Here is a 12,339-nt window from a genome sequence, read left to right on the forward strand (position 1 = left end):
TTTCTGTCATGTACGATATTTTACCGGTGACGTTTTCCGTCAGAAATCATCACCGCCGAAATCATCCGAACCAAAGTCGTCTGAACTAAAGTCATCAGAATCAAGGTCGTCCGAATCGAAGTTGTCCTCATCGTTATCGAACTCATCCATGAGCGCCTTACGGTTTTCCTCTTCTTCCCGGATACGATCCATTGCCAGAGAATAGTGAACATATCCGTCAACGCCCTTACCGTAGACCCCGAAATCCATATCCTTCAGCATAGTAGTTACCTCCGCTTTGTATTGGGGAAGGGAACTGCTCCCTTCGATACTTCTATTATAAATCATGGCCTGTCCTATAATTCGGACTTTGAACACATGACGCGAAATTATACAATTCTCTGCTTTGATACAAACAAGCGCTCTCTGTAAATTCACCTTAGATGATTGCAGAGAGCGCTTGTTAGGGCAATACCGCATAATTTATTTTTACCTGTCTTGTCCCTTCGGAACGAACCAACAAGAATTTCTTGTGAGTTGCCTCATAGTCCAGCTCACCGTTTTTGTATATTCCATCGATCCTCACCTTCACCATCGACTTTGAAACCGCCAAGCGTTACCATGAAGCCAACAAGCTGCCCCACCAGTTCCGCCGTGCAGCGTGAACCGACCTGACCGTGGAGGTCTATCTGTGATGGTTCTGGAAAGCAGCTCCGTGTTAAACGCAATTCATCTCATACATGAGCAAACAAATAAGGCCCACCGCCAAAATTGACGGTGAGCCTTATTTTATGCTCGTTTTTTAACGATAACTCGCTATAAAAGCCTTATGCTCTCGGATTTTTAATAGCAGCCTGAGCAGCGGCCAGACGTGCGATGGGAACGCGGTACGGAGAGCAGGAAACGTAATCCAGGCCAACGTTGTGGCAGAACTCAACGCTGGAGGGGTCGCCGCCGTGCTCGCCGCAGATGCCCAGACCCAAGTTGGGGTTGGTTGCGCGGCCGTCATGGGCAGCCATCTTAACCAGCTTGCCAACGCCGATCTGGTCCAGATGCTGGAACGGATCGCTCTCGTAGATCTTGGTATCATAGTAAGCGGTCAGGAACTTAGCAGCATCGTCACGGCTGAAGCCGAAGGTCATCTGGGTCAGGTCGTTGGTACCGAAGCTGAAGAAGTCAGCTTCCTTAGCGATCTCACCTGCGGTCAGGGCGGCACGCGGGATCTCGATCATGGTGCCAACTTGGTACTTCATGTCAACGCCAGCGTCAGCGATCAGCTTGTCAGCAGTCTTGACGATGACGTCCTTGACGTACTTCAGCTCCTTCACTTCGCCAACCAGGGGCACCATGATGTGCGGGGTGATCATCTTGCCGGTCTCAGCAGAAACCTTGATGGCAGCCTTGATCACAGCATTGGTCTGCATCTCGGCAATTTCCGGATAGGTAACGGCCAGACGGCAGCCGCGATGGCCCATCATGGGGTTGAACTCATGCAGGCTGACAACAACGTTGTTCAGCTCTTCGGTGGTCATGCCCATATCCTTTGCCAGGGCTTCGATATCCTCAGCCTTGGTGGGCAGGAACTCATGCAGAGGCGGGTCCAGATAACGGATGGTCATCGGACGATCGCCCATGATGCGGTACATAGCGGTAAAGTCAGCTTCCTGGAACGGCTCAACCTTAGCCAAGGCAACCTTGCGCTCTTCAACGGTACGTGCGCAGATCATCTCACGCACAGCAGCAATACGATCCTCAGCGAAGAACATATGCTCGGTACGGCACAGGCCAATGCCTTCAGCGCCCATATCGACAGCGTTCTGTGCATCGCGCGGGTTATCGGCGTTGGTCATAACCTTCATCTGGCGTGCTTCGTCAGCCCAGCTCATAAAGCGCTTGAAGTTAGCGTTCTCGGTGGAAGCGACGGTAGCGATCTGGCCTTCGTAGATGTTGCCGGTAGAGCCATCAATGCTCATCCAGTCACCCTCATGGAAGGTGTGGCCGTTAATGGTGATAACCTTTGCATCGTAATCGATAGCAACATCGTTATCATTGCCGCAGCCGGAAACACAGCAGGTACCCATGCCACGTGCAACAACAGCTGCGTGGCTGGTCATGCCGCCGCGGACGGTCAGGATGCCCTGAGAAACCTGCATGCCGACGATATCTTCGGGGCTGGTTTCCAGACGGACCAGAACGACCTTCTTCCAAGCTTCGTCCTTGACCTTCTCTTCAGCATCTTCAGCGCTGAAGACAACGCGACCGCAGGCAGATCCCGGAGAAGCGGCCAGGCCCTTGCCGATTGCTTCAGCAGCCTTCAGGGCAGCAGCGTCAAACTGCGGGTGCAGCAGGGTATCCAGCTGCTTGGGCTCAACGCGCAGTACAGCGGTGCGCTGATCGATAACGCCCTCATCAACGAGGTCGCAGGCGATCTGCAGAGCAGCCTGTGCGGTGCGCTTGCCGTTACGGGTCTGCAGCATAAAGAGCTTGCCATCCTCGATGGTGAACTCCATGTCCTGCATATCCTTGTAGTAGTTTTCCAGGCGGGTTGCGATCTCAACGAACTGATCGTAAACCTCAGGCATTTCCTCGTGCAGCTTGCTGATCGGGGAAGGAGTACGGATGCCGGCAACGACATCTTCGCCCTGAGCATTGATCAGGTACTCGCCCATCAGCTTCTTTTCGCCGGTAGCGGGGTTACGGGTGAAAGCAACACCGGTGCCGGAACGCATGCCGGAGTTACCGAAAGCCATCTGCTGAACGTTGACAGCAGTGCCCCACTCGTAGGGGATTTCGTTCATCTTGCGGTAAACGTTGGCGCGCGGGTTATCCCAAGAACGGAAGACGGCCTTGACAGCGCCGATCAGCTGTTCTTTCGGATCCTGCGGGAACTCTTCGCCCTGCTTCTCCAGGTAGATGGCCTTGAACTCCTTGACGAGTTCCTTCAGGTCCTCAGCGTCCAGCTCGATATCCTGCTTAACGCCCTTGCGCTCCTTCATAGCGTCGATACGCTCTTCAAAGAAGCTCTTGCCCAGCTCCATGACGACATCAGAGTACATCTGGATGAAGCGGCGGTAGCAGTCATATGCAAAACGGGGGTTAGAAGTCTTCTTTGCCAGACCTTCAACAGCCTGGTCGTTCAGGCCCAGGTTCAGGATGGTATCCATCATGCCGGGCATAGACTGACGTGCACCGGAACGAACGGAAACCAGCAGCGGGTTCTCGATATCGCCGAACTTCTTGCCAGTCTGCTCTTCCAGGATTCCCATGTACTTGAAGATGTCAGCCTTGATCTCATCGTTGATCTCACGGTTGTCAGCATAGTACTGGGTGCAGGCTTCGGTGGTGATGGTGAAGCCCTGAGGAACCGGCATGCCGGCATGGGTCATTTCTGCCAGACCAGCGCCCTTGCCGCCCAGAATGTTCTTCATGGTCGTCTGGTCGCCGCCAAATGCGTCATGGCCCTCTTTGAACAAATACAAAAACTTCTTGCTCATAGGTTACCTCCAACAAAATTACGGTTTCTTCCCGGTGTGCCGCGCACACCCGCAAAATAAGAATTTTCTCTCTTGCAAAGTCCATTATAACAGACTCAGCCCGGAATTTCCAGTACATTGTTAAATAAATGGCGAATATTTTCGCCGAAAATCTTACAAAGTTTTGGGGTCAGGCTCTTGCAATTTGACCAAAAATGCGGTAAATTATAATGGGTGAGAAGTTGGGAAATATTATTTTATTACATCCTGCAACACTTTTTTCAATTCATCCCGCCCCGGCAGGCTTCAGCCCTGTTCCGGGGCTTTTTTGTAGGGCCGTATACTCTTTTGGCCCAAAACAGAAAGGGGTATTTTTATGTCCGAAGCGAAAGCCAAATACCTTGCCGCCAAAGCGGCCTTTGAAGAAACTTTTGAAAAGCACCTGCAGAACGGTGTGGAGTTCATCAGCGACCAGGTTTTTATTGACCCCGAAGTTGAGATTGCACCCGGCGCAGTGATCCTGCCGGGCTGCATCCTGCGCGGCAAAACCGTCATCGGGGCAAACTGCGTCATCGGCCCCAATACCTTATTGGAGAACACCATTGTTGAGGCCGGTTCCACCGTGAACGCCAGCCAGTGTTATGACAGCCATCTGGGCCCCAACAACAAGATTGGCCCCTTTACCCATGTGCGCACCGGCACCGTGACGGATGAGGGCGTGCACCTGGGCGCTTATGTGGAAACCAAGAACGCCAACTTTGCCGAGGGCAACACTGTCAGCCACCTGACTTACATTGGCGATGCCGATGTGGGCAAGTACTGCAACTTTGGCTGCGGCACCGTAACCTGCAACTATGACGGCGAGGGCAAGTACCGCACCACCATCGGCGATTATGCGTTCATCGGCTGCAACACCAACCTGGTGGCGCCGGTCAAGGTGGGCAGCCGCGCCTTTACCGCTGCCGGTTCCACCATCGGCCACGATGTGCCGGACGGTGCCCTGGGCATTGAGCGCGCCAAGCAGGCCGAAGTTGCCGCCTGGGGCGCCAAGAAGCTGGAAAAATACGTTGCCAAAAAACAGAAGCTGGAAGCTGAAAAGAAAAGCGACTGATGCCCCCTGACCTGCTGCAAGGAGGATTGCTGCCATGGCCATTTTGGAACGCACCCTGACCGGGGATTTTACCACCATCCTGACCGAGCTGGACGCTGTTGTAAAACAAAGTGTTTCGGCCACGCTGGAAGGTTCCAGTGATTTCAACTTCAGCACCGGCCGCTGTGCCGTGCGGGTATACGAACGCTACAGTGCCATTGGCAATGGCCGTGTTACCATGAGCCTGACCCTGCTGGAAGCTGACGGGCAGATCCGGCTTTCCGCCATCACATCCGGCGGCAGCCAGGCTGTGTTTTTCAAGGTCAACACCTTAGGTGCAGAATCCTTCCTGGATACCATCCGGGACACAGTGGAACGCTTTGCCCCTGGTGCACACTAAAATCACAAAATTACTATAAGGATTTTTACTATGGGACTATTTGGAGGTGGTTCCGGGGCAGACTGGCTGATTGCCGGTCTGGGCAACCCGGAGCCGAAATATGACGGCACCCGCCACAACACCGGTTTTGCCGCGCTGGATGCGTTGGCCGAAGCCTGGGGGTGCGAGATCAACAAAAGCAAATGGCAGGGCCTTTACGGCATTGCCCAGGTGGACGGCCGCAAAGTGATGCTGCTAAAGCCGCTGACCTACATGAACCTGAGCGGCCAGAGCATCGCCCCCGCCGCGGCATTTTACAAGATCCCGCGCAACCACATTATTGTGTTGTGCGATGACATTGCACAGGAGCCGGGGCACATCCGCATCCGGCCCTCCGGTTCTGCTGGCGGGCACAACGGGCTAAAGAGCATTATCGCTTCCACCGGCGGCGAGGATTTTTACCGCATCCGCATTGGCGTTGGCGCCAAGCCGCGCCCGGATTATGATCTGGCTGACTGGGTGCTGGGCAAGTTCCCGCCCGATGACGCCAAGCTTGTGACCGGCCGCCACACCGACGTGGAAGCCGCCTGCCGCCTGTTGATGGCCGGCAAGCTGGGCGAAGCGCAGAATAAATTCAACCACTGAGCGCGGATAGGCGTTCCGTAGGGGCGCACAGTGTGCGCCCCTTCCTGTTTTCTGTGTAAGATGCCCGCAAAGGAAGTGTTCTCACTTCAAATTTGCAATCCATCATTACACGGGATGTGGTTTAATGGAACACCTGCAGGGGTGTGCGCACTGTGGAAAACTTTGCCGATGGTGATAAACGCTGCAAATGATTTGTAGGGGACGATGCTCGTCATCGTCCCGCATGACGGGTCTTGCCACATATCCCCCCCTGCATACGGCCAACGTCCGCGGGCGAACAATGTTCGTCCTCACATTCTCTACAAGATAAGAGCACAGCTTTTCCAATCATACAAATGCCAAAGCGGGCGGCCCATCTGGGCCGCCCGCCATTTGTCGTTCCATGCAACGCTTCTCTCAAAATTCACTTTGCCGTTTTGCTGCAAATATAGTACAATGGTTACGCAAAGCGCTGCTCATATCGGCGCACAAAAAGCGTATACAGCGCATAGCACACCATCAGGCAGACGGCATATACCCCGGCGAAGCACAGCCACGCGGCTGCGCCGCCCATCGCGGTGTTGGGCAGCAGCTCCAGCACCAGCGGGTGGGCCAGGTACAGCCAAAAGCTGCCCGCCCCCACAAATTCCACGGCCTGGGCGAACTTCTGATTTTCCGCCAGGCCAACGCCCTGCGGGTTCTGCACGGCCAATAGAACAAGCACCGTAAACACGCACTCGAACCCCGCCCGCTGGAAGTTGGTGAGCACTGCCAGCAGAATGCAGAACGCCCCGTATAAAAACTGCTTGTTCTCCCGCACTGCCGCAAACGCCGCCATGCCAAAGATAAAGCAGTACAGCGTCATGACCGGCGTTTTTGCGCTGAACTCGCTGATGTTGGCTTCTGCCGGGAAAGCCGCCAGACTGCTTTCAATTAAGCCGCCGATCCTGCCCTTCACCGCAAGGCAGACCACCAGCAACGCCAGCGCGCCCCAAAAGCGTTTGCACAGCCGGTACAGCCACGGGGCCAGCAGATAAAAGAACGCAAAGGCGCTCATCGTCCACAGCACGTTGCGGTTGTTCCACAGCATCCAGTTATCACTGGGCAGCCACATCTGCAAAAATACAAAGTACCGCAGGTAACCCGGCCCGCACGGCCCGCCGGGGCCAAACAGCTGGGCTGCACTGGCGCCCGCCGCCAGATAGCGTACCGCATCGAACAGCCAGCGCAGCACCAGCACCAGCCAGTACAGCGGCAGGATCCGCCGGATGCGGCGCTGGTAATACGGCAGCGGCTCCGGGTGGCGGCTCAGGCTGGCCGCGGCCAGGTACCCGCTGAGCACAAAAAACAGTTGCACCCCCTGCGCGCCAACCGCGGCGGCATCCCCCAGGCCAACTTTCTGCCCGGTATGCACGCCCAGCACCATCAGCGCCGCCAGAATACGCAGCTCATCCAGCGCTACATTTTTATGTTTTGTCATCTTTCTATATTCTGCTCCTTATTGCAGCATTATTTGATTTCTTTATTCTGCCGAACTTTTTCGATTCCTTCTTTTCAAAGAAGGGGCAAAAACTCTCGTATTACTCGTATCCTCAAAATTATACATCACCCGCCCTATCATGCGCAAGCGCAGGAGGCACCATGTTTGACGCATTGTTTACCACCACAACCGAATACAAAAAACTGAGCCACGCGCTTTCCGGCAAAGGTGCATGCGCCCTGTTTGGGCTGCCCGCATCCGGCCGCGCACAGGTGTATGCCGCGCTGTGCCGCCAGTTGGATAAGCCGCTGTGCATCGTGACCCCCGGCGAGGCCGAAGCCACCCGCTTTGCTGCTGACCTGAACACGCTGGGTATCCCCGCCGCCGTGTTCCCGGCGCGGGACTATGTGCTGCGCCCCATTGAGGGCACCGCCCGCGAATACGAGTACCGCCGCCTGGCTGTGCTGGGCGAGCTGGTAGGCGGGCGGCTGCGCGCCGTGGCTGTGCCCGCGGAAGCATTAACCCAGTTCACCACCCCAAAAGAGGATTTCTGCGCCAACACCCGCACCCTCCATACGGGGGATACTCTGCTGCGGGATGACCTGCTGGCCGCTTTGTTTGGTGCCGGCTACACCCGCCGGGCCCAGGTGGATGGCCCCGGCCAGTTCTCTGTGCGCGGCGATATTGTGGATATTTTTGCTCCCGACCAGAAAATGCCGGTTCGTATGGAATTTTGGGGTGATGAGATCGATACCCTGCACACCTTTGACCTGACCACCCAGCGCCGCGAGGATGCCATTGATAAGTTTTACCTGAGCCCCGCGCGGGAAGTTCTGTTCGGCAAGCCTGCCGATGCCGCCGAGCAGCTTCGGGCCTTTTTGGCCAAGCAGCGCGGCAAAAAGAAAACCGCCATGGCAGACTGTATGGCCGCCGATCTGGACCTGCTGGATGGCGGTGCCGTGCCGGTCAACATGGACAAATACCTGGCCGTGCGCTACCCCCATCCCGCCACCGTGCTGGATTATTTTGACGACCCGATCCTTGTGGCCGAAGAGCCTGCTTCCATCCGGGAAGCCGACCGCGCGACCGCCTACCGCCGGGGCGAGGAACTGAAATCCCTGATCCTGGACGGCGTCCTCTGCGCCGGGCTGGATAACCTGTACGCGGACCCAAGCTACCTGTGGTCCAAAACCGGACACTACCGCACCATCTGTGCCGAGAACTTTGCCCGCAGCATGCCGGATCAGCCGCTGAAAGATATCATCAACGCCCCGGCTCACGCCCTGCCTGCCTGGAATGGCGAAGTCGCCGGGCTGCTGGAGGATTTGAAACCGCTGTGCGATGCCGGTTATACCGTTACCCTGCTGGCCGGCACCGACCGTGCCGCAGCCGGTCTGGCACGCGACCTGCGCGATAAAGGCATTCTGGTTACCACCGATGCTGCAGCAGCCCCCGCTGCCGGGCTGGTGCAGGTTCTGGCGGGGCACCTTTCCGCTGGGTGCGAATTTCCGTTTGCCAAGTATGCTTTGCTGACAGGCCGTGCCTTTGGCGAAACCAGCTCCCAGAAGAAAAAGCGCAAAAAGGCCAAAGATGCCCTGAACAGCCTGACCGAGATCACGCCGGGCGATCTGGTGGTGCACCAGAACCACGGCATTGGCCGGTATGCGGGCATCCAGCGCATGGCGGTTCAGGGCGTTACCAAAGACTACCTGCGCATTGAGTACGATAAAAAAGATGTGCTGTATGTTCCCGTCACCCAGCTGGATCTGCTTTCCCGCTACACCGCGCCGGGGGATTCGGAGAATGTCAAGCTCAGCCGTCTGGGCGGGGCCGAGTGGACCAAGACCCGCAAGAAGGTGCGCGCCGCTACCGAGCAGATGGCCAAGGAACTGATTGAGCTGTACGCCCGCCGCAAAAGGGCGCACGGTCATGCCTTCCCGCCAGATGATACCTGGCAGGGAGATTTTGAGCAGCGCTTTGCCTATGATGAAACGCCGGACCAGCTTTCCAGCGCGGCGGAGATCAAACATGATATGGAGCAGCCCTGGCCGATGGACCGCCTGCTGTGCGGCGATGTCGGCGTGGGCAAGACTGAGGTTGCCCTGCGCGCCGCGTTCAAATGCGTGATGGGCGGCAAGCAGTGCGCCATCCTGGCCCCCACCACCATTCTGGCGTGGCAGCATTTCAACACGGCCATCGCCCGCATGGAGGCCTTTCCCATCCGCATCGGGCTGCTCAGCCGTTACCGCAGCGCCAAAGAGCAGAAAGAGACCATCCGCGGCCTGAAAGACGGCACAGTGGACATCGTGGTGGGCACCCACCGCCTGCTTTCGGACGATGTAAAGTTCAAAGACCTGGGCCTTGTCATCATTGACGAGGAGCAGCGCTTTGGCGTAAAACACAAGGAAAAGCTGAAAGAGAACTTTATCGGGGTGGACATGCTGACCCTTTCGGCCACGCCAATCCCCCGCACGCTGAACATGGCACTGTCCGGCATCCGGGACATGAGCACCATTGAACAGCCGCCCTTTGAGCGCCAGCCCATTGAGACCTATGTGCTGGAATATGACGATGCCATTATTGCCGAAGCCATCCGGCGTGAGCTGGCCCGCGGCGGGCAGGTGTATTACCTGTACAACCGGGTCGAAACCATTGAGCAGTGCGCCGCCAAGGTGCAAAAGCTGGTGCCGGGTGCGCGGGTCGGCATCGCCCACGGCAAAATGACGGAGGAGCAGATTTCCTCGGTTTGGCAGCAGCTGTTGGACAACGAGATCGACGTGCTGGTCTGCACCACCCTGATTGAAACCGGCGTGGATGTGCGCAACTGCAACACCCTGATTATTGAGAATGCGGACCGCATGGGGCTTTCACAGCTGTACCAGATTCGCGGCCGTGTGGGGCGCTCCAACCGCAAGGCGTATGCCTATTTCACCTTCCAGCGCGACAAAGTGTTGACGGAAATTGCCTCCAAGCGGCTTTCAGCCATCCGGGAGTTTACCTCTTTTGGTTCCGGGTTCCGCATTGCGATGCGCGATTTACAGATTCGCGGCGCGGGCAACCTGCTTGGACACAGCCAGCACGGCCACATGGAAGCGGTTGGTTACGAGCTGTATGTAAAAATGCTGAACCAGGCCATTGCAGCCGCCCGCGGCGAGCCTGCTGCGCCGGACAAGAGTGATTGCCTTGTTGACATTACGGTGGATGCCTATCTGCCGGAAAGCTACATTCCCGATGCCGCCGGGCGGATCGAAGCCTACAAGAAAATTGCGGCCATCACCACCCGTGACGATGCCACGGATGTGTTGGATGAGTTGATTGACCGTTACGGCGACCCGCCGCGCAGTGTGCAGGGGTTGGTGGACATCAGCCTGGTGCGCGTGACAGCCGCCCGCGCAGGCATTGTGGAGATCGTGCAGCGCAACGACAATTTGATTTTGTACACCGATGTTGTGACCCCGGCGCAGATGGGGGCCATGATGGATGCCATGCCGCACCGCGTGATCTACAACGCCGTAGGCCGCCCCTACATCAGCCTGCATGTCCTGCGCGGCGAGGATCCTCTCACCATCCTGCGCGATGCCGTTGCCCTGCTGCCGGGTGCGTGAGTGTTTTACGGGAGTTTTTGTTCCTTCTTTGAAAAGAAAGAACCGAAGAAACTTTATAATATATAATTATAATATAAAAAATAAAAACAACAGGCAGCGGCCCTATTTTGTGGGCTGCTGCCTGTTGTCATGTGTTGCTTTCTATGTATTTTTGCTCTGTAGGGAACGGTCTTGACCGTTCCGAAACCCATGGACAATATTCCAACAAAAGGGAAATAAGGAAAACACCCGGAACGGTCTTGACCGTTCCCTACAAATCGTTTTAAATCGCGTTACAAACCTGTAAACTCTCGGTAGGGCGGGGTCACCCGACCCCGCCGGGGCCTAATCCGATTTTTCATTAAGAATGTATAACGAACCAACAAATTTGTTGTAGGGGTGGTGTCCCCGACGCCCCGGACGGGCATAAATCTTATTGTACGGATCGTGCGGCAAGGAAGCGAACAACAGATCTCTTCAAACACTTCCGCCCCTTTTCAAATTTCTAATTTTATCATTTCCGGTCTGGGGCCAATCACACCCCCACCACGCTCCAATGCTTATCCACATGGTTCAGCACTTCGCAGCCGGTTTCGGTCACGATGACAAGGTCCTCCACGCGCACGCCAAACTTGCCCGGCAGGTATACGCCCGGCTCAATGGAGAAGATCATGCCCGGCTTTACGGTATCGGTGTTGGCGGCGCTCACATCGCCCTTTTCGTGATCGGTCTGACCGATAAAGTGGCCCAGGCGGTGGTTGAAGTACTCGCCATAGCCCGCTTTGGTGATCAGGTCACGGGCGGCGGCGTCAATATCGCACAGGCGCACGCCGGGGTGGATCATCGCTTCGGCGGCTTCGTTGGCCTGGCGCACCAGGTCATGGATGGCGGCATACTCCGGCTTCGGCTCCCCGCAGAAGAATGTGCGGGTCATATCGGAGCAGTAACGGTTCTTGCAGCAGCCCATATCGATCAGCACACACTCGCCTTTTTCCAGCACAGTATCGTCCGGCTCGTGGTGGGGGTCAGCGGCGTTTGCACCAAAGGATACGATGGTGGTAAATGCCACACTCTCGCAGCCGGCTTTCTTGTACTCGTTGTCAATGTACTCGGCAACCTGCTTTTCGGTCATGCCGGGCTTGACGTAGTCGCGCGCTTTCAGGATGGTTTCATCGTTGATGCGGGATGCTTCCTTCATCAGCATCTGTTCTTCGGCATCCTTCACGGCGCGGCAGGCATCCACGCAGTCGGAAGCCAGCACTACCGGCATACCGGGGCACAGCTCCATCAAAGGGATCAGGAACTTGGCAGGCCATTCCTTGTCAATGCCCAGAGTCTTGGTCTTATCCACCACTTCGGCGATCTGCTCCACCGGCTTGTCCGAGTCCGTGTGCCACACTTCGCGGCAGGGGGCCTGCGGCACAAAGAACAGCTTGTTCAAAAAGATGACCGGCTCGCCCTGCACCGGCAGGTACAGCGCCATCAGGCGCTCATACGGCTCCACACTGGCACCAGTCAGGTACCAGATGCTTTTGGAGTCGCTGATGATCATTTGGGTCAGGCCGTGTGCCTGCATTTCGGCGCGCACGCGCGCTACACGCTGTTCGTTCATATTATAATCCTCACCTTTCAGGTAAATTTAAGGCAACACCGCACAATTCCCGCCTTACGGCTTAAGCACCGCTCCGGCGGCTGCGGCACGGCATCTGCGTTGCCAAAATGCTCGATAA

General features: G+C 56.5%; 8 protein-coding genes. 4 read left to right on the forward strand and 4 right to left on the reverse strand.

Annotated features, from left to right (window positions below; all coding sequences use genetic code 11):
- Positions 1-39: 39 nt before the first annotated feature.
- Complete coding sequence (locus C4885_RS13145; protein ID WP_114000769.1) at positions 40-261, reverse strand: hypothetical protein; 222 nt, start codon at positions 259-261, stop codon at positions 40-42.
- 545 nt (positions 262-806) lie between these two features.
- Positions 807-3,473 carry a pyruvate, phosphate dikinase gene (ppdK, locus tag C4885_RS13155; protein WP_114000770.1) on the reverse strand — a complete coding sequence of 889 codons (2,667 nt, stop codon included), beginning with the start codon at positions 3,471-3,473 and terminating at the stop codon, positions 807-809.
- A 355-nt stretch (positions 3,474-3,828) separates the two neighbouring features.
- Here ppdK and C4885_RS13160 point away from each other — a divergent pair, with 355 nt between their 5' ends.
- The 3 genes from C4885_RS13160 to pth are packed head-to-tail and all read left to right on the forward strand — an operon-like array spanning position 3,829 to position 5,566.
- A complete protein-coding gene (locus C4885_RS13160) occupies positions 3,829-4,563 on the forward strand; it encodes a UDP-N-acetylglucosamine diphosphorylase (protein ID WP_114000771.1) in 735 nt (244 codons plus the stop codon).
- A gap of 34 nt (positions 4,564-4,597) precedes the next feature.
- The gene (locus tag C4885_RS13165; protein ID WP_114000772.1) at positions 4,598-4,942 is read left to right on the forward strand and encodes a DUF6054 family protein; all 345 of its coding nucleotides are present in this window, start codon (positions 4,598-4,600) and stop codon (positions 4,940-4,942) included.
- Positions 4,943-4,972: 30 nt separating this feature from the next.
- The gene (gene pth / locus C4885_RS13170) at positions 4,973-5,566 is read left to right on the forward strand and encodes an aminoacyl-tRNA hydrolase (RefSeq protein ID WP_114000773.1); all 594 of its coding nucleotides are present in this window, start codon (positions 4,973-4,975) and stop codon (positions 5,564-5,566) included.
- A gap of 439 nt (positions 5,567-6,005) precedes the next feature.
- Here the strand turns inward: pth and C4885_RS13175 are convergent, their stop codons facing one another.
- Positions 6,006-7,025, reverse strand: a complete 1,020-nt coding sequence (locus C4885_RS13175; RefSeq protein WP_114000774.1) for an acyltransferase — start codon at positions 7,023-7,025, stop codon at positions 6,006-6,008.
- 161 nt (positions 7,026-7,186) lie between these two features.
- On the opposite strand from C4885_RS13175, the gene mfd reads away from it, so the two are divergent.
- The gene (gene mfd / locus C4885_RS13180; protein WP_114000775.1) at positions 7,187-10,630 is read left to right on the forward strand and encodes a transcription-repair coupling factor; all 3,444 of its coding nucleotides are present in this window, start codon (positions 7,187-7,189) and stop codon (positions 10,628-10,630) included.
- Between the two features lie 514 nt (positions 10,631-11,144).
- On the opposite strand, the gene C4885_RS13185 is transcribed toward mfd, so the two are convergent.
- Positions 11,145-12,221, reverse strand: coding sequence for a Xaa-Pro peptidase family protein (locus C4885_RS13185; RefSeq protein ID WP_114000776.1), 1,077 nt, complete (start codon positions 12,219-12,221; stop codon positions 11,145-11,147).
- Positions 12,222-12,339 lie beyond the last annotated feature (118 nt).

Origin of the sequence: Subdoligranulum sp. APC924/74 (assembly GCF_003324125.1) — a bacterium.
Taxonomy (GTDB): domain Bacteria; phylum Bacillota; class Clostridia; order Oscillospirales; family Ruminococcaceae; genus Gemmiger; species Gemmiger qucibialis.